The organism is Candidatus Liberibacter africanus PTSAPSY, from assembly GCF_001021085.1.
GTDB lineage: Bacteria > Pseudomonadota > Alphaproteobacteria > Rhizobiales > Rhizobiaceae > Liberibacter > Liberibacter africanus.
This window is the reverse complement of the sequence record NZ_CP004021.1, coordinates 259,897-285,154: the sequence shown is the minus strand read 5'-3', so window position 1 is coordinate 285,154 and position 25,258 is coordinate 259,897. Positions and strand designations below refer to the sequence as shown.

Sequence of the window (25,258 nt, the reverse complement as noted above, 5' to 3'; positions counted from 1 at the left end):
ATTTATCTGTAAAACTTGGCATAGCGTTTACCTATTCTAACGAGAAGATCATAATTAGTAGTTCCAGATGCAACGGCAACATCGTCTAATTTGATATGAGATCCAAAAACCTGGATATAGTCCCCCACTTTTATGCCAGGAGAATCAGTAATGTCAAACATTGTCATGTCCATTGTTATTTTCCCTAAAACAGGGGCTGTATACCCTTTAACGAAGCCTTCTCCTCCAGAAAATAAAAAAGGTTTGTTTTTTGAGTCTAATCTTGACATAGTTAAAGGATAACCATCAGCGTATCCAATAGATGCAACAGCTATTAGGCTATTACGTGTCAATTTTTTTCCCCCTCCGTAGCTGATTATTTCTCCTGCAAGCGATTTACGGATTTGAATAATACGCGCTTCTGCTGTTACAACAGTTTCCATAGGATGTGATTTATTTATTGTATGAGTTCCTCCGTACAATGATATGCCAGGACGAGTTAGTTGAAAGTGATAATCTGAACCTAGTAATATTCCTGCTGAAGAAACTAAACTTGCTTCTACGCCTTTATAATATGTGACAAGAGTACGAAATCTCTTTAATTGTACGGAATTTACATGAGATTTTGGATCATCGGCACAAGCAAGATGACTCATTATAAGAGATAGATTATCTGATTTTTTATTCAAATAATTTTGCGCAAAATCTAATGCTTCTTCCAGACTGAGTCCTAATCTATTGAAGCCTGTATCTACTTGCAAGGCATAAGGATGACAAACGCCACTGGATATTAACTTTCCGTAAAAAGAAAGCTGAGAAATGGAGGAGATAACAGGTATTAAATTTGCATTAAAGAGATGCTTTTCCTCTCCTGGATTTATTCCATATAAAACAAAAATTTTTGCTTTTGGGAGGTATGAACGTAGCTTCACTCCTTCTGCTACATCGGTCACAAAAAAATCCTGTGCTCCAGCATTGTAGAGCGCTATAGCTATTTTCTCAAGGCCAAGTCCATATGCATCGTCTTTTACTACTGCTGCTGTTCTTGCGCTACCAGAAAGTTGATTCACACTATGCCAATTATTTTTAAGGGCTGTAAGATCAATTGTAAGTTTCAGAAATTCGTTTGAATGCATGTGAAAAATTTTTTTATTATGGGTTAAAATTTTCTATGTTATCATAAGATGAATCAGATAGTGCGGAAAATCGTGTAAATTCTGATTGAAATGCAAGGGTAACTGTGCCTGTTGGTCCATGACGCTGTTTGGCTATAATAATATCCGCAATACCCTTTACTCGTTTAAGATCTTCCTGCCATTTTGTATAAGCGAGGACATCATCTTTATTCGTAGGTTCTCTGTTTTTCACATAATATTCATCACGAATGACAAATAGCACTACATCTGCATCCTGTTCAATGGAGCCGGATTCGCGCAAATCTGAGAGTTGAGGTCGTTTGTTATCACGATTTTCTACTTGTCGAGAAAGTTGTGACAGGGCAATAATTGGTATGTCAAGTTCTTTTGCTAGAGCTTTTAATGCCATGGTAATACCTGTTATTTCTAAGACACGATTTTCTTCTACTTTCCTAGATGTTGTCATAAGTTGTATATAGTCTATAATTAGGAGATCAAGTCCGCGTTGGCGTTTTAACCGACGTGCACGTGTTGCTAATTGACTCATAGAAATGCCACCAGTTTGATCAATATAGAGTGGTAGTTTTTGCATTACTTGAGAGCAAGCAACTATTTTCTCATAATCAGGTTGTGTTAGTTCTCCTCTTCGTATTTTTGAGGATGGAACTTCTGTTTGTTCAGAAATAATACGGGTGGCGAGTTGTTCAGAAGACATTTCCAAAGAATAGAATCCAACAATTCCCCCATTAATAGTTTTGTAGGACCCATCTTCTTGTAGTTCCTCTTTATACGCATCTGCAACATTATAGGCAATATTCGTTGCTAAGGATGTTTTCCCCATACCTGGACGTCCTGCAATAACTATCAGATCGGAACGTTGTAATCCTCCCATTTGTTTATCAAGAGTTTGAATTCCTGTAGAAATTCCAGCTAGTCTTCCATCTCTACGAAAGGCTTGTCCAGCCATATCAATGGCAGCTGTCATCGCATCAGAAAATGTATGAAATCCTCCATTATATCGACCATTTTCTGCTAAATCGAATAGTTTGCGTTCTGCTTCTTCTATTTGAATTGAAGGGGGGAGGTCAAGAGAGGCCTTGTAAGCGGCATTTACCATTTCTTCGCCAATAGTGATCAGAGTACGGCGTAGTGCTAATCCGTATATCGTTCGGCCATAATCTTCGGAATTTATTATTGAAACTGCTTCAGAAGCTAGGCGTGCTAAATACTGTGGTACCGTCAGATCCCCTAACATATCTGTAGTAGACAAGAAAGTTTTAATCGTAACAGGATTAGCTGTTTTCCCCATATGGATTAACTTGCCTGCTATTTCAAAAATCTTTTGATGAATTCCTTCAAAAAAATGCCACGGTTTTAAAAAATCTGACACTCGATAAAAAGCATCATTGTTCACTAGAATAGCTCCTAAAAGAGCTTGTTCTGCTTCAATGTTATTAGGAGATTCTCGATGTTGAGGGGGCTCTCTTTGAGGAACAGGTAAAATGATATTTTGAGAAGTATTAATCATTTTCTAGTTTCCAATATTATCAAAATGTTTACACTAAAAATAACTATGAGTAATCTCAAGAAAAGGAAAACTCTCCTGATTACTCATCTAGGGTAAGAATGATACTACTGCTTTCATTTTAATACAAAATTAAGAGATTTTGGGATTCATCGTATAATAGAATCCCTAGTGATGAGATAGAATGAATTTAACTATTTACTTCTTCTGCTTCGGACTCTGCTTCTGCTTTTGTATCTGCTTCTGCTTTTTCTAATGTTTTTTCCTTCTGGATTATTTCTTCGGAAGAACGAGCGATACTTACCGTAATTTTAGTAGAAACATCAGCATGGAGTAATATAGTTATATTGTGTGTTCCGATTGATTTTATAGGTGATCTTAGATCAATTTGCCCACGATTAATTTGAAAACCTTCTTCTGCCAATAAATCAGCTATATCGCGGCTCGAAACTGATCCATAAAGATTCCCTGTTTCTCCTGCAGAACGGATGAGGAAGAAATCTTTCTTTTCTAAAATCGTAGCCATTTCTTCAAATTGGATCTTTTTTTCAAGGTCTTTTGCTTCTAGAATTGAACGCTGATATTCGAAAATTGCTTTATTTTTCTCATTAGCGCGCAAGGCTTTTTTCATTGGCAATAGATAATTACGTGCATAACCGTTTTTAACCTTGACTATTTTACCCATAGGTCCAAGATTAGCCATCTTCTGAAGAAGAATTACTTCCATTAGTTTTTCCTTTGCAAAAGTTTTTACGTATAAAATATGTTCTGCGTGACAGTCACTAGATTATTATCACAAATTACGATGTATCAGCAAGCATTAAGTCTTATACTTTGTTGCGGAATAGTATATAAAAACTGCTGAAATACAGATAAAAAATAAAAAATAATGCTTTCTAAAATACACAAAAACATATGGACTAGCTCTAATGAAAAAGCATACTGACACCCAATATATGCAAAATCTAGAGATTTACATAAGCAATTAATCCAAGATACCGTGCTATCTTGATTGCTTTAGCCAGTTCGCGTTGCTTTTTATGAGAAACAGAAGAAATACGAGAGGGAATTATTTTTCCACGTTGAGATAAAAAACGGTTTAAAAGGCGAACATCTTTATAATCAATACGGGGCGCATCTTTGCCAGAAAAAGGACAAGATTTGCGGCGATTACTCATATGTCTGCGTAATAAAGGGACAGGTGCAACTTCAGCCACGTTTAATAACTCCTATGATAAAGATTTTTCTTCGGGAACATTTTGCTTACGATCAGCGTTGCGATCTTTGGAAAATCGCTCATTTCGATCGTCGCGATCATTTCTGTGCATTGTTAAAGTGGGTGAATCTTCATGAGAAGCAACTGTAACAGTAAGATAGCGTAAAACATTTTCATCAATACGCATCTTTCGTTCCAGTTCATGGATAGTAGCAGGAGGAGAGGCAATATTCATTAAAACGTAATAGGCCTTACGATGTTTTTTGATGTGATATGCAATGGTTCGCATTCCCCATTCGTTTACCAAACGAACCTCGCCACCATTTTCCTTAACCAAGGATTGATACCGTCCGATTGTATCCTTAATCTGTTGACTTGGGATATCTTGTCGCAAGAGGAAAACATGCTCGTAGAGATTCATACTTAATTGCCTTTTTTAGCGTTTTTATTCCTATGTTTCTTTAATTCATCATATAGATCTGATATATCAACGAATAATCTGGTTTATCCTAAAATATTTCTGGCTTTTTGCAAAAAAAATATTAGTGGACGCAACCAAAACACTCATTCAAGACAAAGACGGTACATGCATTTATTTCAAAAATCAAGAGGCTATCAAGCTTTATGATACTCAATGTATGGAGATATTAAGATTGTATTCGATTAAGTTATTTCTATAGTTTATTTTGATAATTGTGAGTTAATATTCATGAAACAAAAGGATTGAACTGAAAAGTGATTATTATGTTTTTTTTCGATAAGTGATCATGAATAAATATTCATTACTCACGGCATAGTTGAAGAATAAATGAGCTCAAATATTTTCATCTCAAGATTGAAGATATTGAAAAACATTTGAACTTGGTAATAGTACTTATTAAACTCCTTAAAACTTAAAAAAATTAAACCACGAAGACTATCTCTTTTCTAGAGACTCCACCCTTACCTGACTTCTTTCTAGTGCGAGCATTTGTATGAGTGCTTTCTAGTACGAGCGTTTGTATGAGTGCGATGCCCGCGAACAGGAAGACCGCGACGATTTGTTTTATTCATGCTGATTTGTCAGTGATTGAGGATATTTGAGATGCCAGTTCCAAGCAGATTTTATAATATCATGTAGTTTGTATTGTGGATTACACCCTAAAATTTTTTTCGCCTATTTTTTATCTCAAGATTGAAGATATTGAAAACATTTTAACTTGGTAATAGTACTTGTTAAACTCCTTAAAACTTCAAAAAATTAAACCACGAAGACTATCTCTTTTCTAGAGACTCCGCCCTTACCTGACTTCTTTCTAGTACGAGCGGTTGTATGAGTGCGCTGCCCGCGAACAGGAAGACCGCGACGATTTGTTTATTAATGCTGATTTATCGGTGATTGAGGATATTTGAGGTGCCAGTTCCAAGCAGATTTTATAATATCATGTAGTTTGTATTGTGGATTCTACCCTAAAATTTTTTCGCCTATTTTCATCTCAAGATTGAAGATATTGAAAAACATTTGAACTTGGTAATAGTACTTATTAAACTCCTTAAAACTTAAAAAAATTAAACCACGAAGACTATCTCTTTTCTAGATACTCCGCCCTTACCTGACTTCTTTCTAGTGCGAGAGTTTGTATGAGTGCGCTGCCCGCGAACAGGAAGACCGCGACGATTTGTTTTATTCATGCTGATTTGTCAGTGATTGAGGATATTTGAGATGCCAGTTCCAAGCAGATTTTATAATATCATGTAGTTTGTATTGTGGATTCCACCCTAAAATTTTTTTCGCCTTTTGATTGTTGGATATGAGAGAAGGGGAATCTCCTATGCGTCTTGGTTTGTAAGAAATAGGAAGCGTACATTTATACATTGATTGAATGGTAGATATAATCTCTTTGACTGTGCTTCCTGTTCCAGTTCCAAGGTTTAGGGCCATATTCTCGCCTCTATTTAATAAGTATTCTAACGACATGATATGTGCGTTAGCTAAATCAAGGACATGAACGTAATCACGCAAACAAGTTCCATCAACTGTTTCATAATCTTGTCCAAAAATTTCGAAAAACTTCTGATAACCCATGGCCGTTTTAATTGCTAATGGAATAATGTGAGTTTCAGGATTATGCCATTCTCCAATTATGCTATCAAATGTTGCGCCAGCTGCATTGAAATATCTCAGTATAATAGATCGCATGCCATTAACTTTATTATGCTTTAGTAGCTCTCTTTCTACTACGTATTTCGTATATCCATAAGGGGTGGTTGCTTTTTGCGGGTGATTTTCTGTAATTATTGCGCTTTGAGGTATGCCATATGTTGCGCAAGTAGAAGAAAATATAAATCTTTGAACATTCGCTTCTATCGCGGTTTCGATGAGATTTAAACTACCAATAACATTAATATTATAAAACAATGCAGGATTTCTCACAGATTCACTGACGCTAGTCAATCCTGCGAAGTGCATTACGGATGCTGGCTTGTACTTTGCAAAAACTTTGCGAAGACTTTCATGATTACAGATGTCTACTTTTTCCAATGGACCCCATAAAACAAATTCAGCATGTCCGCTTGATAAATTGTCTAATACGACGGGCAGAAATCCTCTTTCATATAGGAGGCGACAAGTATGAGCGCCGATGTATCCGGCGCCTCCAACAACAAAAACGGTTTTATTTTGCATAACAAAGGTTCTATTAAAATCATCATTTTATAGTAATGAAGTGATAATATTTTTTTACTGATTATCCCTTTTTTTAAGTATATGATCCATGGCAATGTTTGTATTTTTTCCCATTTCCACAAGGGCACGGATCATTGCGTTTAATTTTTCTTTTTTCTGATACGTTGGATACATCTTTTTCATTTATTGTGTGTGCAATATGACTATCAGGATCATTTGCTATATTGTATTTAGAAATAGGTGGGTTATCCTCCGATTCATCGATAATGTTATCCGGATTAATGCGCATGATTTGAGAAATTACATCTCTTCGTAAATTAATCAGTAGCATGTCGAAACAATCAAATGCTTCTGATTTGTATTCTTGTAATGGATCTCGCTGTGCATAACCACGAAATCCTATGATAGATCGTGAATGCTCTAATCTTGTTATATGTTCGCGCCAACAAGAGTCCAAAGTATAGAGGAGGATATGGCGTCCTATGGCCTCCATCTTTTCTGTCCCGAAAGAATTTTCTAGTTCTTTGGCTATGTTGTCGGATTTTTCGATGATCCTTTTGGACATTTCATTATGATCCATGTCATTTTCATTGCGCCATTCTAATATAGGCAAATGGATTCCAAGTATTTCATAAATTTCGGCGTCTAATTTCTCAATATTCCATTTTTCTGGATATGAGTTCTGTGGAATGCATTGTTCGATGACATTGTGTAATGTATCGTGACGCATATCAAAAATAATTTCTAAGATATTTTTTGCATCTATTACTTCAAGACGTTGTTCAAAAATTATTTTACGTTGCTCGTTAAGGACATCATCATATTTAAGTAGATTTTTTCTTGTTTCAAAATTACGCGCTTCAACTTTTTGTTGAGCACGTTCAATTGCCTTATTAATCCATGGATGAATAATGGCCTCTCCCTTTTGCAAACCTACTTTTTGTAAAAATTTGTCCATGCGATTTGATCCAAATATACGCATCAAATCATCTTGAAGAGATAAATAGAATTTCGTTCTCCCAGGGTCACCCTGACGGCCTGATCGTCCGCGTAGCTGATTGTCTATGCGTCTACTTTCATGGCGTTCTGCGGATATTACATAAAGACCGCCTGCAGCAATAGCTTTTTCTTTGAGAGATTGGACTTCCGCATGGATTGTCTTTATACTCTTACTCCGTATTTTCTCGTCGGTAATATCGGACAACTCGTGTTCAATGCGCATAGCAGCATTTCCTCCGAGCTGGATATCGGTTCCTCTGCCGGCCATATTAGTGGCAATAGTGACAGTGCTAGGGATTCCAGCTTGAGAAATAATATAGGCTTCTTGTTCGTGATAGAGGGCGTTAAGAATTTGAAAATTTTTAAATTTATGCTTGCGAAGTTGGTCTGCTAGAAATTCTGATTTTTCGATTGAAGATGTTCCTACAAGAACTGGCTGTCCTTTTTGATGTGCATTTATAATTTCCTCAATGATGGCGTCATATTTCTCTTCGGAGGTTCGATATATTTCATCATGTTCATCAATACGAATTACTGGAGCATTGGTAGGAATCTCGATAACATCTAAATTATAAATACTGGCGAGCTCTTCGGCCTCGGTAGATGCTGTTCCAGTCATCCCAGATAATTTGTTATATTTTAAAAAATAGTTTTGAAATGTAATAGAGGAGAGAGTTTGATTCTCAGGGTGTATGGTAACGTGCTCCTTCGCTTCTAGAGCCTGATGTTGTCCGTCAGAATATCTTCTTCCTGGCGTCATACGTCCAGTGAACTCATCAATGATGACAACTTCGTCGTTTTTGACTATGTAATCTCTGTCTCGGAGGAAAAGAGTATGTGATTTAAGTGCGTTGTTGATGAGATGAACGATTGCTACATTTTCAAAATCGTAAAGTCCTCCTGATTTTAGAAGGTCTGAGCTATGTAATAACCCTTCTATTTTTTCAGTTCCTTTCTCAGAAAAGGTTACGGTTCGTTGTTTTTCGTCAATTTCGTAATCAGAAGGATGTAGACGGGTGATGATTGAATCAATAGTTTTATATAGATCAGACTGATCTTCTACTGGTCCTGATATAATGAGAGGGGTGCGTGCCTCATCAATGAGAATGGAATCTACTTCATCAATTATAGCAAAATTGTGACCACGTTGCACCATGTCTGCGCGTGTATATTGCATATTATCACGTAAGTAATCAAAGCCAAGTTCGTTATTGGTGATATAGGTTATGTCGCAGGCATAAGCGGATCGGCGTTCGTTGTCAGGGAGATCGTGGACAACAACGCCTGTTGAAAGACCAAGAAACTCATAGATAGGGGACATTGTCTTGGAATCTCTACGAGCAAGATAATCATTAACAGTGACGACGTGCACGCCTTTGCCAGATAATGCGTTTAAATAAGTAGGAAGGGCAGCAGCTAAAGTTTTACCTTCACCTGTTTTCATTTCTGCCACGCAACCCTTGTGAAGTATCATCCCTCCTAATATTTGCACATCAAAGGGACGCATATTGAGAGTTCGACGAGCAACCTCACGTACCACGGCAAATGCGGGGATTAATAGATCGTCTAGCGTTTCTCCATGACTGATGCGTTTTTTGAATTCTAATGTTTTGTTTGAAAGGGCATCATCGGATAGCTGGACAATGTCTTTTTCAAGGTTGTTTATTGCAACAACCTTTGCATAATAGGATCGCAAGCTTCGTTCATTCGAAGGAGTGAATAACTTACTTGCCATCTTTGCTAGATGACTGAGCATAAAAATGTTTTCCTCTTCAAAGAATATTCCGTATTAATATATTGTTGTTACTCGGAAGTCTTCGATATATTACGCGTAAATGTTTTGGTCTGTAACACTTAGATACAATCATCTTTTGTTTGATGTCAACGGATCCAGATGCTGTAATTTTTTTGTATAGCTATACTTTACCTGTAAATATGAATATAAATGTTCCTTTGATTTATCAATTGATAATAACATATCAATGTTTAGATATTTTTATAAATCAAAACGAATGTAATTTCTTGATAAATTTAGATTGGATCGATGTGATGTCTCCTACTACTTGTTCTCCTTTTATGTCGCGATCTCGTGTTATTCCGATTCTTTCACCAATAAAAGGAGTAAGGTTATCTACTGCCGCTTTAGGCATAAAATATATTGGACGGGATGATGTTTTTTTGATGGTATTTGATAAGCCGGCATCTGTGGCTGGCGTTTTTACTCGTTCACGTTGTTCATCAGCGCCAGTGGATTTCTGTCGAGAAAATTTATCTCATGGTGTTGCGAGGGCATTAGTAGTGAATTCTGGGATTGCTAATGCATTTACAGGTAAAAGAGGGCGGGATACTGTGCGTTATGTCGCTCAGTCCGTATCTCGCCTTATATCTTGCGAGGAAAATGAGGTTTATGTTGCTTCTACTGGTACGATAGGTGAATTCTTGGAATCTGCTGTTTTCGACGGTGTTTTTAGTAAAATGTTGAACGATGCTAATGATGATTCTTGGCTTGATTCTGCTAAAGCGATGATGACTACAGATAAATATCCTAAAACTGCAGTTCGTACCGTGGATATAGATGGAGTTCAAGTCACAATCAATGGTATGGCGAAAGGAGCGGGGATGATTGCTCCTGACATGGCTACTACTCTTGCATTTGTTGTAACAGATATTGATATTTCTCCTCTTGTATTACAAAATCTTTTATCTGAAGGGGTGGAGCATAGCTTTAATTCCATTACCGTAGATAGTGACACCTCAACTTCTGACACTCTTTTATTGTTTTCCACAGGCACTATCCCTAGTAATATTTTGTCTATTACGGACGTAAACGACAAGCGTTTGTCTGTTTTTCGTCATGCCCTTTTTGATCTGTTAAAGGATTTAGCTCTGCAAGTAGTATGCGATGGAGAGGGGGCGTCAAAGCTTCTTGAAATCGCCGTTAAGGGGGCTGAAAACTCTGCATCTGCTAAGAAAATAGCTCTCTCTATTGCTAATTCTCCTTTAATTAAAACCGCTTTTGCTGGCGGGTCTATTGGATGGTGGGGGCGTATAGTTATGGCTGTTGGAAAATCTGGCGAATTAGTAGACCGTGATAGATTATCTATTTGGTTTGGAGATGTAAGAATTGCGCATAATGGTGAACCAGAGATTGGTTTTTCTCAGGAAAAAGTTCATTCGATCATGCAAGGGGAATGTGTGTCGATTGCAGTTGATCTTCAGATTGGAAATGGAGTCCATACTGCTTGGACGTGTGATTTTAGCCAAGAATATGTGCATTTTAATAGCAGCATTCAAAGTTAATATTTCTTGATATCGTGTGGATTTTTACGGGAATTTTTCGGCAAGTTTTATTATGCAAAGGAAGTGTTTCTTTTGTTGTTGGAGTTTCCAAATGCTTGTGTTGTTAGTTCTCTGCAACAATTTATCATGTCGTTATGAAAAATGGAATTTTTATGGATGTAAAAAAAATATTATTGGTAACTGCGTGCGCAGTTTTTGAATCAAATGGAAAAGTTTTACTTTCTCATCGTCCTGAGAATAGATCGCATGGGGGTTTTTGGGAGTTTCCGGGAGGAAAGATCGAAGCTGGAGAAACGCCAGAAGAGGCGATAGTACGAGAATTGTTTGAGGAATTGGCCATTGTTGTTAATCCATGTTCATTGATTCCCCTGACTTTTATCAGTCATCCATACGAGAAATTTCATCTTTTAATGCCTTTTTTTGTTTGTCATTATTTTGAGGGAATTCCACAATCTTGTGAAGGACAGAAAATACAATGGGTAACTCTTAAGGATTTGCAAAATTATTCTATACTGCCAGCAGACCAGCCCCTTATTTCTTTATTGCGCAACTATTCTTTACATAGACGGCATTTAGATTAATGGGAAGAATGTTTTCTATTTATTAGGAAGTATTTAACCTTAATAAAATATATCTTTTCTTGGACTAAATAATTTAAAATCCAGAATAGGGGAGAAAATGATTATGGAACATAGTATTGATCATATAACTTTTAGAGATAAAATTGTTTCATTAGGTATAAAATGGAGCAGCGGTAACGTTTGGTTTTTATTTGGTATAGTAGTAGTTTATTTTTCCATTTCTTTTTCAAGTCGCGTTGTTGATTACGTGGATGGGAATCATTTTTACAATGATTACAAAGTATATAAAGATTATTTTCTATAACATGTGATTTTTCATTCTGATTTTAGTGGAATAATCTACATTATTAAGATGAATAAGATTATATATGTGTCTTATGGCTGCTCATCTTTTTCCTTTAGTATAGTATTATTAGAACATTGGGTCTGTGTTGTTGCCTATTTTTGTTCTTATTGACAAGAGATTTTATGGTGGGAATATTCTCTTTTGCAATATATTGAGATAACCGTGATTAATTGTATTATAAAATGAAAAATTTTATTTTTTCTCTTGAGATGCATAAGATACTGTCGTTTTAAAATTGGAATTAAATCCTTGTTATTGTATCAAATGTGGAAAAAGTATTATTAATACGATAAGTAATACTTGTGTTCAGTTGGTTTGATATTATATGTATAAATACTTTTTTTTTAAGTCAAACTTGATGAAAGTATTTGATTCAAAAACAATTGTCGTGAGTATTAGGCTTTAACCTCTTTTGAAAGATTTTTATCGTGGTATGCAATCAGAAGACATGTAATTTTTTGTTGAAAATATGGCAGATTTTTTGTGCCGTGAAGATGTCAGAGGCGAAGAAATTTATCCCTATGACCCTTATGATGTTTCTTGTATTATTTAATTTTAGTACTTTGAGGCCTTTGAAAGATACTTTGATTATTCCGAATATGGGGGCAGAAGTAATAAGTTTCGTGAAGTTATGGTGTGTTCTTCCTTCCGCGATTCTTTTTACTGTTGTGTATATGAAGTTATCTAATATTTTAGATGGTGAGAAACTTTTTTATGTAGTTACTTGTTTCTTCGTTTCTTTTTTCGCAGTTTTTGCTTTTATTCTCTATCCGTATCGTGATTTTATCCATCCTTCTGCAGAATCGGTGCGTGCGTTAGCAGATTCATTGCCTTATTGTAAATGGTTTATTTATTTAGTTGGCAAGTGGTCTTTTGCTCTGTTTTATGTTTTTGCAGAGCTTTGGGGTGCTGTGATGATTAATCTTATGTTTTGGCAATTTGCAAATAGAATTACCAAGACAGAAGAGGCAAGCCGTTTTTATGCGACTTTTGGATTAGTTGGTAATATAGGTTTGATACTTGCTGGTAGTATTATAGTAAAGTTTTCCAGTCTTTCGAATGATGAAATGATTTCTTATTCGATGCTTACGTTAATATTTTCTAGTGTTTTGCTGATGGCCATATACAGATGGATGAATGTATATGTTTTAACGGATCCGAATCAATATTCTCCTAAAAAGGGCGCTCTCAAGCAAAAATTAAAGTTATCAGTATTTGACAGTATAAAGATGGCGTTGCAGTCTAAGTACTTGGGTTATATCATTTTGCTAGTAATTTGCTATGGAACTACCATCAATTTGGTTGAAGGTCCTTGGAAAGCAAAAATTCGACAATTATATCCAGCACAGGGTGATTATGCGTATTTCATGGGTCAGTTTGTACAATGGACTGGTGTTGTGACTATTATGTTTATGATTCTAGGGAGTAATATTTTAAAAAGATTTAGATGGTTTACTTCCGCTATCCTCACTCCTTTAATGATATTGATTACAGGAGGTGGATTTTTTGTGTTTGTTATTTGTGAAAACAGTCTTTTGCCTATAACAGAAAATATTATAAAAATAACTCCTTTGGCATTAGCAGTTTTTTTAGGTGCTTTACAGAATGTTTTGAGTAAGGCAACTAAATATACGATGTTTGATGCGACTAAGGAAATGGCCTTTATTCCTTTGGATGATGAATTTAGAATCAAGGGTAAGGCAGTAGTAGATGTTATAGGAGGAAGGCTTGCTAAGTCTGGTGGAGCTATAATTCAGTTTTCTATCTTTACGATATTTCCTATGGCAACTTTTTCGAGTATTTCTCCTATTTTAACTGCTATCTTTTTGGTCCTTACGTTTGTTTGGTTATATGTGATTGTTAAGTTAAATGGAGAATACACACGACTTATTAGTAAGGAATAAGTAACCTTATAAGACCCCCTATTTAGATGGGGGTCTTTAAATTATTGATATTAAGATCATCGTGTTAAATTTTTTAATCTTTAGTTTTAAAACGTGTTATTTGATATAGATTTTCTTTAGTGTTGGAATGAGAAAAAGTTTTTTCTTTCAGAGGTGTATTGTTTATTTGGTATTGTTTTTTGATATGGTGTATTTATGTCTATATCTTTTTAGAAACAGGTTTCCATCCGATAACGTAAATAATAGAAAAACTAGCGGTTATGTTTCCCGTTGAATCAGAGTTTTCTGCTGTATATATTTTAGAAGCGTGTTTGAAAAGTGATTTATGAGGAGGGATTTTGCTTCGATTGATAAGGGGATTAGACATACCCATTCTACGTAGATCATGCATTAGGTGAAACATTGATTTGTAGTATACGGTGTAAGTATCTTGATCTATAATGGGAGAAATGAATCCAGCTTTTTGGATGAGTGCTCCTGTGCTTTTAATATCCATGAATGGAATGATTCGGGGGCTAGCACCGCCAGTTAATTCTGTTTCCGCCTTGAGCAATGATTTACGAAGTTCAAGGAGAGTTCCTGTTCCGGGAATTGCTGCTAAAAAAACTCCTCCTGGTATTAGTGTATGGTTAATTTTTAGAAGTGTTGCTAAAGTATCATTGATGATATGTATATTTAGAGGAGATAAAATTAAGTCAATGGGTTTAGAAATTAATGGAATTTCCTCTAGTGGACAGGTGATAAATTCATCTTTTGAATTAGAAAATTCTTCTGATATTTCGGTGCGGATCATGCGCTGAATATTATTTTTTTCCATACATGTAGATCCAACTATTCCTGTTATGCCATGTAATTCTAGGGCATTTTCGAAATTTTGGTTGATCATATTCAGTCGAAAGGCGAGTTCTTTAGCTACTCTGTCTAAAAGGAAATAAGAAGAAAAGTTTTTTTGTCGAAAAGATCGTAGGCGATTTATATTAATTAATTTCGTGTCAAAAAGAATATCCATCACAGATCTTTCAATATATTTGTAGATTCGATAGAAGGCTAAAATACGATTTTATAGATAAAGTTAATGATACTTTCAAATGAATAGTAGGCCCTATAAAATCCCACATAGACTTGAGAAATAATATTGCTTCATATCATCAATAGCTAAGCCTATTCAAGGCTATCATTATAAATTTTTTATTCATTACTTTGCCACTTTTAAAACAGAGAACATCAAGAGGTTAGCTGTTTTTGCTTATGATGTCGTGTATTTTGTATTTCTTCTATCCGTGATCTTTGTCTATCTAATTTTGGAATTAAATGTTTCATGAGTAAACGAGTAAAAGACAAATACGCAATAACATTTAAAATGTAGAAAAAGGATGTTATGACATTAAAAAAGGATAAAGTGCTCTATTTGGTGTGTGATATATTGGTGGCGTTATATTGCTATATGGTTTATTCGTTGTTGGTTTTCAAAATAGAAATAAAGGCATTTTGTGGTATATCTACTTTTCCAAAGCGGCGCATGAGTTTCTTTCCTTTTTTTTGTTTTTCTAATAATTTGCGTTTACGTGTTATATCTCCTCCATAGCACTTTGCTGTCACATCTTTGCGGCGTGCTTTTACAGTTTCTCTCGCGATTATACGACCTCCGATTGCTGCCTGAATTGCTATTTGAAACATTTGTTGTGGAATGAGATTTTTTAATTTTTCACATATCGCGCGACCACGTTTTTCAGAAATGGAACGGTGGACTAATATGGAAAGTGCATCTATTGTTTCGTTATTAACTAGGATAGTTAACTTTACTAGATCACTTTCTCTATAATCAATTACATGATAATCGAAAGATGCGTATCCCTTTGAGACTGATTTTAGGCGATCATAAAAATCGAAAATAACTTCATTGAGAGGCAGTTCGTATGTCAGCACCGTGCGATTGCTTACGTGACTCATGTTTATTTGTATTCCACGTCTTTCTTGGCATAGTTTAAGAATATGCCCTAGATATTCGCTTGGTGTTATGATGGTTACTTTAATCCAAGGCTCTCGCAATTCAGAAATTTTAGTTGCATCTGGCATATCTATTGGATTGCTGAGCTCTAGCATATTACCATTATGCATATGCAGCTGGTATACGACAGATGGAGAAGTGCCGATGAGATCTAAGTCAAATTCCCTTTCGAGGCGTTCTTGAATGATTTCTAGATGCAGGAGACCGAGAAATCCGCATCTAAAACCAAACCCTAGGGCGGTGGAATTTTCTAATTCAAAAGAAAAAGATGCGTCATTAAGGCGTAATTTATTGATCGCTGTTCGTAAATTTTCAAATTGGGTAGCGTCAACAGGAAAAATTCCACAAAACACTACGGGTTGTATTGGTTTGAATCCGGGTAAGGCGGAAGTAGTAGGCGTATTATCGTCGGTTATGGTATCGCCAACACGTGTGTGTGATACGTCCTTAATTGAGGCTATGATGGTTCCAATTTCTCCGGGATATAACGCTTCTACATCTATCATTTTAGGTGTTAAAATTCCAATGCGTTCTACTTGGTATTTTGCATTAGTTCCCATTAATCGTATAGATTGTCCTTTGGTCAGTTTCCCGTTTATAATTCGCACTAGAACCATGACACCAAGATAACTGTTATACCAACTATCAATTAGCAGGGCTTTAAGGGGAGAATTTTCTCCTTCTGGGCTTATAGGGGGCGGTAATCGTTGGACAATCTTTTCTAGAAGTAAAGGTATTCCTTCTCCTGTTTTTGCTGAAACAAGTAAGGCATCTTCTGTGCTAATTCCGATTGTTTCTTCAATTTGTTTTTTTACACGATCTGGATCCGCTGATGGAAGATCTGCTTTGTTAAGAACAGTGATAAGTTCATGATTATTATCAATTGCTTGGTAAACATTTGCAAGAGTCTGTGCCTCCACGCCCTGAGATGCATCCACAACTAGTAGAGATCCTTCGCATGCTGAAAGAGAGCGAGAAACCTCATATGTAAAATCCACATGTCCTGGGGTATCTATGAGATTTAATTGATAATCTTGAGCATCTTCAGCCGTATAAGTGAGGCGAACTGTTTGTGCCTTAATTGTAATTCCTCGTTCGCGTTCTATATCCATGTTGTCAAGGACTTGTGATGACATTTCGCGTTCAGTAAGCCCTCTACAGTATTGAATAAATCGATCGGCAAGAGTTGATTTTCCATGGTCAATATGGGCTACTATAGAAAAATTGCGTATTCTTGATAGGGGGGTAGGTTTTTTCTGCATTTTATAACTATAGCAAGAGATTGTCATTGTCGCAAAAGAAAAAGAAGTATTTTCTCAATTTACAAGTTTGAAAGTTATTTTTGATAATGATAGAATTTTGTGAAAGAATATTATGGTGTTCTTAACGAACTATTTTGATCTTTGCTTCTTATTGGTGGTTAAAGTTCTTTTGATAACATTTAAATATGCTTGACTAAAATGTGTAGTTACTGCATATTTTTGAAGACGTTTTTTAGTAAAGGATAATATGGCGATTCGCAAGATATCTAGATCATCTAAATTAGATGTAGGCTCTAAAGATAATTATCGTGTTAACGATGAGGTTTTGTTGCATAATCCTGAGGTTGTTAAGCTTATTACAGCTGATGGTCAAAGTAATGAGATCAGTTCTTCTGAGGCTTTAAGAATGGCTAGGGAGAGTAACTTGGATCTTGTTGAGATTGATTCTTCGGTTACCCCTTCTATTTGCAAGATACTTGATTTGCGAAAATTAAAATATACTATACAAAAAAATGCAGCGGAAGCACGTAAAAAGCAAAAAAGTACTGGGATAAAAGAAGTAAAGATTCGTCCCGTTATTGATCCGCATGATTTTCAAGTTAAGCTTAAAGCTATAGATGGATTTTTAAGGGATGGCTGTAAAGTAAAAATTTCCGTCAAGTTTCGTGGGCGTGAAATTATGCATCAGAACCTAGGATATAAACTCCTAGAGGATATAAAAGAGTATGTTAGTGAAGTGTCTAGGATTGATTGTGATCCTAAATTAGAAGGAAGGCAGATGAATATGATTTTGTCTTCGAAATGCGTCTGATTTTATTTTTCTATATTTTCTTGACTATCTTTCCTAGTTTGCGTAGTTTTAGAATCAATTATTATGGTTTTATTGATTCTTGTTTTAGTGTTGATAAATTTTATGTTTGTTTTTGAGGTTGAGGTGATAAATGCCTAAGATGAAAACGCATTCTTCTTCTAAGAAGCGTTTCAGCACTACTGCTACTGGAAAAGTTAAGGCGCAAGCTGCTGGAAAGCGTCACGGGATGATCAAGAGATCAAATAAGTTTATTAGGAATGCACGTGGGGCTATGGTTCTGGCACCCGCTGATGCAAAAAAAATTATAAGGAATTATTTGCCGAATGGTATTTAATTCTTTTAGATAAGCTATTCCGTCTTTTGAAGGGGTGAGATAATGACTCGTATTAAGAGAGGCGTTGTTTCTAACGCTAAACATAAAAAAGTTTTGAAAGCCGCTAAAGGTTTTTATGGGCGCCGTAAGAATACCATACGTGTCGCTAAAGCAGCAGTAGATCGTTCTTTGCAGTATGCGTATCGTGATCGTAGAACTAAAAAGCGTGATTTTAGGTCTCTTTGGATTCAGCGCATTAATGCAGCTGTTCGTCTATATGGTTTAAATTATTCCCAGTTTATTGATGGTTTGAATAAAGCAGGCGTAGTTCTTGATCGTAAAGTCCTCTCTGAGATTGCCATTGCGAAGCCAGATTGTTTTAAAAGATTTGTTGATATTTCAGAATCTAATTTATCGCACAAGACAGCGTAGGGTTGAGAGATTTTATCATTTATCTCTTCGTATCAATGTAGTTTTTCTCCCTAGGTCTAGTTTTTTTAGATTAATTATAATTTGGATTGGGGGGGTATATGACTGGAAATGATCGTTTTGAAGATGATATCGAGAGGATGAGATCTTCTCTTTATGAATCTATTTCATCTGTTACTGATATGAATTCTCTTAATGCAATTCGTGTTGCTGCTTTGGGGAAAAATGGCTCTATATCTTCTCTTTTAAGGGATTTAAAGGGATTGGATCCAGATAAGGTTCGCTCTAGAGGAGCTATTCTCAATCAGTTTAAACTTGATATTTCTGAAAAGATATCTTCTCGCAAAGAGTTTATACGTGATCAGTTGATTTCTGAACAAGTATCATCTCAATCTGTGGATGTGTCTTTGCCAGTTTTTTCTTCTCCATGTCGCCGAGGAAGGATTCATCCGCTGACACAAGTTATTGATGAAGTAACTTGTATTTTTATGGATATGGGATTTTCCTTGGAAGAGGGGTCTGATATTGAGAGTGATTACTATAATTTTACTGCGTTGAACTTTCCAAATGAACATCCTGCGCGACAGATGCACGATACTTTTTTTATGCCCGGTACTGCAGAAGGAAAGAATAAATTGTTGCGTACGCATACTTCTCCAGTTCAGATTCGGCTTATGGAATCTCGTGATCTACCACTCAAAGTGGTTATTCCAGGGAAAACCTACCGGAGGGATTCCGATTCGACGCATTCTCCGATGTTTCATCAAATTGAGGGGTTGGTTGTCGATCAATCTGCAACTATTGCAAATCTTCGGTGGGTTTTGGAGTCCTTTTGCAAAGCATTTTTTGAAGTAAGTTCTCTTGAGATGCGTTTTCGTCCTTCTTTTTTCCCTTTTACAGAACCTTCTTTTGAAGTTGATATTCGATACAGTCGTTTGGGAAATGTAATAAAGTTCGATCAAGGGACGGAATGGATGGAAATTTTAGGATGTGGTATGGTTGATCCTAGAGTGTTACGTGGTGTCGGCATTGATCCAGATGTTTATCAAGGATTTGCTTGGGGAATAGGGCTTGAGCGTATAGCAATGCTAAAATACGGTATGTCAGATGTTCGTGATTTTTTTGAAGCTGATGTACGTTGGGTTGATCACTATGGTTTTTCTCCTCTTGATGTTCCCCCCTTGTTTTCTCATTTAAAATAGGAGACTTTTTCCTTGAAATTCACACTATCTTGGCTAAAAGATCATCTTGATACAGATGTGAGTATTGAAAAAATATGCGATAAATTGACTTCTATTGGGCTTGAAGTTGAAAAGGTTGATGATCGTTCTTCTTTAATTCCTTTTACAATAGTAAAAATATTATCTGTAGAACAAAATGCTGATTCAGATCACCTTTCAATACTTCAAATTGATGTAGGCAAGCAAGATCCCATTCAAGTTGTTTGTGGTGCTCCTAATGTTCGTGTTGGATTATTAGGAGTATGGGCTCCTCCAGGAAGTTGTATTCCAGAAAGTAACAAGAAAATCGATGTTAGCACGATTCGTGGTGTGAAAAGTGCAGGCATGATGTGTTCTGAAAAAGAATTGATGCTCTCAAATAATTGTAGTAATATAATGGAGTTGCCAATTGATGCTCCTGTAGGTGGCAAATTAATTGATTATTTAGGGCTTTCAGATCCGATCATTGATGTTTCATTGACTCCTAATCGAGCTGATTGTACTGGTGTGCGTGGTATTGCGTTCGATTTGGCTGCTACTGGTTTAGGAAAATTCAAGGAAATAGATACGCCCATTTTTTCTTCATCTGAATCATTTCCGTTAGAAATTCGACTAGATTTAGATGATGCGAATTTGTGTCAGGGATTTGCAATGTGTTGCATTAAAGGTGTGCGCAATGGTGTTGCTCCTGATTGGATGCGTCGACGATTAGAAGCTGTTGGATTACGTTCTATCAGTACTCTCGTGGATATCACAAACTACATTTCTTTAGATCGAGGATATCCTTCGCATGTGTTTGATGCTTCTAAAATAGTTGGTGATCTTACAATTCGTCGTGCACGTATAGGTGAAAAAATCCTAGCTCTAAATGATCAAGAATATGATTTATCTTCAAATAATGTAGTAGTTGCATCCGATGATGTTGTCGAATCTATTGCTGGAATTATAGGTGGAAAGCATGCTTCTTGTGATAATGATACCATAGATGTTTTGCTTGAGGTTGCTTTATGGGATCCTCGTAATATAGCGCATTCTGGACATGCTTTAGGGATCAATACTGATTCTCGATATCGTTTTGAGCGTGGGGTTGATTCACAGGATATGATTCCTATCATGAAGCATGCAGTATCTTTAGTACTTTCTTTATGTGGTGGAAAAGCTTCTGATATTCATATTGCAAAGAATAAAACCTATAAACCGCATAAAATTTCATTTATGAATTCTGATGTTAAGCGATTGGCAGGTATAGATGTTCCTGTCGAAGATAGTTTACGTATTTTGGAGAAATTAGGATTTTATATTGAGGAGGGAAAAGGTGCTTTCACGGTTTCCGCCCCTTCATGGCGTGGGGATGTGGAAGAAAAAGCTGATTTAGTAGAGGAAATTTTGCGCATTTATGGCGTAGACCGTATTACAAGTAAACCGCTCCCTCTCGTGCAAGTGGAGGATAAAAGACCTTTGTCTGTGCAACAGAATAGGATTCGTTACGCTAAGCGAGTACTTGCTTCTCGTGCTATGATGGAAGTAATAACGTGGTCTTTTATTTCTAAAGAACAGTCAGTTCTTTTTGGAGGAGGGCATTCTGAGTTGGAGATTTTAAATCCAATTTCTGTAGAGATGTCTGATATGCGTACTTCTCTTTTCCCTGGTTTATTGAAAGCCGTTAACTGTAATGTTGATCGTTCTATTGCGGATCTTTCTATATTTGAGGTGTCTCATGTTTATGAAAATGATAGGCCTGAAGGACAAAAATGTATGGCTGCAGGCATTAGAAAGGGATCCTCTTGTATTGAAGGGTTTGGAAGATTTTGGTTTGAAAAATCTGGGGCAAGATGTAGAAATGTAGATGTATTTGATGCTAAAGCAGATGCATTAGCTGTCCTTGAGCCTTTTGTTTCTGTAGATTCTCTTCATATTGAGCCGGTTGCACCTTCATGGTATCATCCAGGGCTTTCTGGGACGATTAAACTAGGGAAAACAGTTCTAGGATATTTTGGAGAATTTCATCCTCAAATTTTATATTTTTTTGGATTATCTAATCCTATTTGTGGTTTTGAGATTTATATTGATTCTATTCCTGTTTCGCAGAAGAAACGTACAAAAACGAAAGGAATCCTTCATCTTTCTTCATTGCATCCAATAAAGCGTGATTTTTCTTTTGTTGTAGATCGATCTGTTCCTTCAAGTATGTTGGTTGATGCAGTTAAAAAAGTTGATTGTAACATAATAACTGATGTTAGGGTTTTTGATGTTTTTTCAGGTGAATCATTAGGGATAGATAAAAAATCTGTTGCACTTGAAGTTTCGATACAGCCTATGAAAGAAACTTTGCGTGATGATGAAATTCAGGAATTGACAAAGCGTATTATAGAAAATGTTTTTCAAAGCACGAATGCGGTTTTGCGTTCTTCCTGAGTTAATAATCTTTTATATACATTGATAGAGTGAGAAATATGTAATTAATGGTTTTAAAAATAGTTATTTCTCCTCTATACTTTGTATGTTTCATGCACTTTTGATATCTATCATTTTTTTGGATATACAGATAATATATTGCTTTGACTGAGATTTTGATGCGTAAAATCGTATTTTATCCGGTCAATAACAGAAAAATATAAGTTGATAATACCACTTTATGTCTGTGTGTATTTTGAATACGCGTTATCTGTTTTCCATTTTTGATATTTATCATGAAACAGGAATTAAATATATTTGCATGAAACAAGCGATAAAAATACACCATTATATACCTTATATGCTACATTTTTAACAAAAAAAATAAAGATGTGAATTAATTAAATTATTTATTGTTTTTTTGTTAACTTTTACTTATGCCCGTTGTTAGATGGGATGATAAGTGTGGTTTGTCTTGTCGTTTGCTCGTTCTGTATTGAGCATTTTGGTAAAAACTATGATCTTGATTTGAGTATAAATTAGATAGGATATGTTATGAAATGTAAAAAATTTTTTTTAGGATCTGTTGCTGTTTTTGCGATTATTTCTTACAGCGAATCTTTCGCGGAAGTTCGTAAGAATAAAGCAGTTATTTGTCGCAATAATTGCGAGAAAGGTTATAGTAAAATAAGTGATTTTTTGCCTTATGTGAAATCGAATGGATCTATTGGTGGAAGTTTTGTCCATCAGTGGGCAAATGGTGCCAGCACTACTTCTCTTCATAAGTTTCCTATAAAAGGAATGGTTGAATTAGGTTTGATGCAGCCTACTATTTTTGGGCCTATTAAAGGTAATACAAAGTGGAATATGGAAGCTTCGGATTTGTCATCGATAGGCTTTTCTAATCCTAGTATTCGCTCTATTTCATTTACTCTTCCATCTATTAAATTTGTTTTGGATCAGTTATATGTCAGTATGAATGGGTTAAAGGTAGGTCATTATACTCCTTGGAGTGATGAAGTTAGTTCTGTTTATGATTCGGCTGTTCTACGTAATGTTAATGATGATTTAGATAAGATGACATCTCTTGCTTATCAACGTAGTTATGGTAGTTACAAAGCAGGTATTTCTGTGGATCTTTTGCAAAAAACAGATAATAAACAGGGGTTTGGTCTTGGTTATATGGCTTCGTACGCTCTTGGAAATATGACTTCTACGGTTACTGGTGGTTATGATGTTAAGACTAAAAACATAGTTATGCGTGGTAATGTCAGTTCTTCTTTGGGTAATAAAGGTACTGTTGATTTTGGCGCTATATGGGCTAGTGGTGCTAATTCTTATTATGATCAATCTAGATATTCTGTTTTTGGTGGATATAAGATGAGCGTTTTACAAGATGTCAGCGTTTCTTTAGGAGGACAGTATTTTTGGAAGGTGAAATCTAATGAATCGCCAAAAAATAATCTATTTTCTTCTGGTGTTGAAGTTAGATATGATATGCCTCGCGGATTACAAGCAAAAACATCTGTGAATTATAAATATGAGAAAGAAAAATCAGGCATTGATTTATCATTTGGTTTAAAGAAAAGCTTCTAATAAATTAGTGAAATTAAATTAAATTTAATGCGTTATTTGCTATTAGATCTTCACTTATCTGGATAGGTCTGTTGTATATATTAATAAGGATTTATGTGTATGCCATCTTTATCAAAACGTGATAGTATATTATTTTCTTTGAGTTTGGCAATATTTGAATTCGCTGCTTATATCGCTAATGATATGATTCAGCCAGCTATGTTGGAGATCGTAGCAAATTTCAACGCAGGGATTGAATGGGTTCCTACTTCGTTCACTGCTTATCTCGCTGGAGGTGTTCTATTACAATGGTTTTTTGGGCCTTTGTCAGATATACGTGGAAGACGTCCGGTTATGCTTCTAGGTGTTATTTTCTTTATTATTAGCTGTTTTGCAATTCTATTTTCTTCAAGCATTGAGCAGTTCATGTTCATGAGATTCCTACAAGGCATAGGATTATGTTTTATTGGTTCTGTTGGTTATGCGACGATTCAAGAGGCGTTTGAGGAAAAAATTTGTGTTAAAATTATTGCGCTGATGGCAAATATTGCGTTGGTTTCTCCTCTGCTGGGTCCATTGGTTGGTGCAGTATTAGTTAACATTCTTCCTTGGCAGGGTATGTTTGTAATTGTTGCGATTGTATCTTTATTTTCATTCGTAGGTTTGTTGTTGTTTATGCCAGAAACAGTACAGAAGAAAGGAGAAACATTATCCTTTTATCGTCTAGGATGTGATTATAAGGATGTGCTAAAAAATAAACTTTTTATTAATGGTTCACTTGCAATAGGATTAGCAAATGTTCCATTGTTTGCTTGGATCGCTCTTTCTCCTGTTATTCTTATTAGTGGAAAAGGGCTTTCGATTATTACCTATTCTTTTTTACAAGTACCTGTTTTAGGTGGACTAATTGTTGGTAATTTCACGTTGAGTTATTTAACCGAAAAAATAACTCTCATTAATCTGATAAAATTGAGTGAAAAGCCCATGATTATTGGTCTGATAGTTGCTTTTTTAGGTTCAGAACTTTACCCATCAAGTGATTTTATATGGATTACAGCTGGTTTAAGTTTATATACATTTGGTCTTGGTATATCTAATGCCTGTTTGACTAGACTAACATTATTTTCCAGTGATATTAGCAAAGGGACTGTTTCTGCTGCTATGTCGATGATCGGTATGATAGTATTTATTTTAGGTATTGAGGCTTCTAAGATTATTTATCTATGGGGGCGTGAATATGCTTTCAATTTGTTGAATTTATCAAGTGGATTATTGTGGTTGATTTTAGTCACAATTTTTATTCGTCATTTTTCACACAAAGACAAAACACCTACTGTTTAAATCTTTGAAATATTTCAAAATCATGACACTACATTTATACTGTTATGGGTGTCTGTACTTTTTTAATAATCTTGAATAATGGTAAAAGACATACAAAAGTAATTTACAGGGTAGGGTTGATAGATAATTGAATATTTATTTCTATTTAAGTATATGCAATTTCATTGCTGATACTCATCCTGAATAGGTTCACATTAATAGCAGGTTTTTATTTTGAATATCAAAATAATATACAGCTAATATGAGTGCTTTTA

Annotated in this window: 20 protein-coding genes and 1 pseudogene; 10 read left to right on the top strand and 11 right to left on the bottom strand. The window is 35.5% G+C overall.

Annotated features, from left to right (window positions below):
- Nucleotides 1-2 precede the first annotated feature (2 nt).
- The 9 genes and pseudogenes from alr to secA all read right to left on the bottom strand — a co-directional run.
- Nucleotides 3-1,115, bottom strand: coding sequence for an alanine racemase (gene alr, locus G293_RS01295; protein ID WP_047263964.1), 1,113 nt, complete (start codon nt 1,113-1,115; stop codon nt 3-5).
- A gap of 16 nt (nt 1,116-1,131) precedes the next feature.
- Nucleotides 1,132-2,643, bottom strand: a complete 1,512-nt coding sequence (locus G293_RS01290) for a replicative DNA helicase (protein ID WP_047263963.1) — start codon at nt 2,641-2,643, stop codon at nt 1,132-1,134.
- Nucleotides 2,644-2,830: 187 nt separating this feature from the next.
- Nucleotides 2,831-3,367 carry a 50S ribosomal protein L9 gene (rplI, locus tag G293_RS01285; protein WP_047263962.1) on the bottom strand — a complete coding sequence of 179 codons (537 nt, stop codon included), beginning with the start codon at nt 3,365-3,367 and terminating at the stop codon, nt 2,831-2,833.
- Between the two features lie 238 nt (nt 3,368-3,605).
- A complete protein-coding gene (gene rpsR, locus G293_RS01280; protein WP_404990506.1) occupies nt 3,606-3,818 on the bottom strand; it encodes a 30S ribosomal protein S18 in 213 nt (70 codons plus the stop codon).
- A gap of 51 nt (nt 3,819-3,869) precedes the next feature.
- Complete coding sequence (gene rpsF, locus G293_RS01275) at nt 3,870-4,277, bottom strand: 30S ribosomal protein S6 (RefSeq protein WP_047263960.1); 408 nt, start codon at nt 4,275-4,277, stop codon at nt 3,870-3,872.
- 1,127 nt (nt 4,278-5,404) lie between these two features.
- On the bottom strand, nt 5,405-5,527 hold the full coding sequence (locus G293_RS06005; protein ID WP_280136109.1) for a hypothetical protein: 123 nt from the start codon (nt 5,525-5,527) through the stop codon (nt 5,405-5,407).
- Nucleotides 5,520-6,521 (bottom strand): UDP-glucose 4-epimerase GalE, encoded by a 1,002-nt coding sequence (gene galE, locus G293_RS01270; protein ID WP_047263959.1) that lies wholly within the window; start codon nt 6,519-6,521, stop codon nt 5,520-5,522. Before galE ends, G293_RS06005 begins: the two co-directional genes overlap by 8 nt.
- Nucleotides 6,522-6,594: 73 nt before the next feature.
- Nucleotides 6,595-6,810: an SEC-C metal-binding domain-containing protein gene (locus G293_RS06055; RefSeq protein WP_425283410.1), complete on the bottom strand. Its 216-nt coding sequence runs from the start codon at nt 6,808-6,810 to the stop codon at nt 6,595-6,597.
- Nucleotides 6,811-6,821: 11 nt separating this feature from the next.
- A pseudogene (gene secA / locus G293_RS01265) lies at nt 6,822-9,276 on the bottom strand (preprotein translocase subunit SecA); the annotation flags it as partial.
- Between the two features lie 293 nt (nt 9,277-9,569).
- Between secA and argJ the strand changes: the two are divergent.
- The 3 genes from argJ to G293_RS01245 all read left to right on the top strand — a co-directional run bounded on the left by argJ (nt 9,570) and on the right by G293_RS01245 (nt 13,651).
- Nucleotides 9,570-10,820, top strand: a complete 1,251-nt coding sequence (gene argJ / locus G293_RS01260) for a bifunctional glutamate N-acetyltransferase/amino-acid acetyltransferase ArgJ (RefSeq protein ID WP_047264659.1) — start codon at nt 9,570-9,572, stop codon at nt 10,818-10,820.
- Between the two features lie 152 nt (nt 10,821-10,972).
- Nucleotides 10,973-11,401 carry an 8-oxo-dGTP diphosphatase MutT gene (gene mutT / locus G293_RS01255; protein ID WP_083965937.1) on the top strand — a complete coding sequence of 143 codons (429 nt, stop codon included), beginning with the start codon at nt 10,973-10,975 and terminating at the stop codon, nt 11,399-11,401.
- Between the two features lie 774 nt (nt 11,402-12,175).
- Entirely contained in the window at nt 12,176-13,651 is a 1,476-nt protein-coding gene (locus tag G293_RS01245; protein WP_047263956.1) for an Npt1/Npt2 family nucleotide transporter, read from the top strand.
- Nucleotides 13,652-13,850: 199 nt separating this feature from the next.
- On the opposite strand, the gene G293_RS01240 is transcribed toward G293_RS01245, so the two are convergent.
- Nucleotides 13,851-14,660 (bottom strand): methyltransferase domain-containing protein, encoded by an 810-nt coding sequence (locus tag G293_RS01240; RefSeq protein ID WP_047263955.1) that lies wholly within the window; start codon nt 14,658-14,660, stop codon nt 13,851-13,853.
- A 440-nt stretch (nt 14,661-15,100) separates the two neighbouring features.
- Complete coding sequence (gene lepA, locus G293_RS01235) at nt 15,101-16,921, bottom strand: translation elongation factor 4 (RefSeq protein ID WP_047263954.1); 1,821 nt, start codon at nt 16,919-16,921, stop codon at nt 15,101-15,103.
- Nucleotides 16,922-17,168: 247 nt separating this feature from the next.
- Here lepA and infC point away from each other — a divergent pair, with 247 nt between their 5' ends.
- From infC to G293_RS01200, 7 genes are all read left to right on the top strand, one after another.
- Nucleotides 17,169-17,732 carry a translation initiation factor IF-3 gene (infC, locus tag G293_RS01230; protein WP_047263953.1) on the top strand — a complete coding sequence of 188 codons (564 nt, stop codon included), beginning with the start codon at nt 17,169-17,171 and terminating at the stop codon, nt 17,730-17,732.
- Between the two features lie 130 nt (nt 17,733-17,862).
- On the top strand, nt 17,863-18,066 hold the full coding sequence (gene rpmI / locus G293_RS01225) for a 50S ribosomal protein L35 (protein ID WP_047263952.1): 204 nt from the start codon (nt 17,863-17,865) through the stop codon (nt 18,064-18,066).
- A 42-nt stretch (nt 18,067-18,108) separates the two neighbouring features.
- Complete coding sequence (gene rplT, locus G293_RS01220) at nt 18,109-18,477, top strand: 50S ribosomal protein L20 (protein WP_047263951.1); 369 nt, start codon at nt 18,109-18,111, stop codon at nt 18,475-18,477.
- 98 nt (nt 18,478-18,575) lie between these two features.
- Nucleotides 18,576-19,676, top strand: coding sequence for a phenylalanine--tRNA ligase subunit alpha (gene pheS / locus G293_RS01215; protein ID WP_047263950.1), 1,101 nt, complete (start codon nt 18,576-18,578; stop codon nt 19,674-19,676).
- A 12-nt stretch (nt 19,677-19,688) separates the two neighbouring features.
- On the top strand, nt 19,689-22,109 hold the full coding sequence (gene pheT / locus G293_RS01210; protein WP_047263949.1) for a phenylalanine--tRNA ligase subunit beta: 2,421 nt from the start codon (nt 19,689-19,691) through the stop codon (nt 22,107-22,109).
- Nucleotides 22,110-22,643: 534 nt separating this feature from the next.
- Nucleotides 22,644-23,684, top strand: a complete 1,041-nt coding sequence (locus G293_RS01205) for a porin (RefSeq protein ID WP_047263948.1) — start codon at nt 22,644-22,646, stop codon at nt 23,682-23,684.
- Nucleotides 23,685-23,783: 99 nt separating this feature from the next.
- Nucleotides 23,784-25,004, top strand: coding sequence for an MFS transporter (locus G293_RS01200; RefSeq protein WP_244464426.1), 1,221 nt, complete (start codon nt 23,784-23,786; stop codon nt 25,002-25,004).
- Nucleotides 25,005-25,258 lie beyond the last annotated feature (254 nt).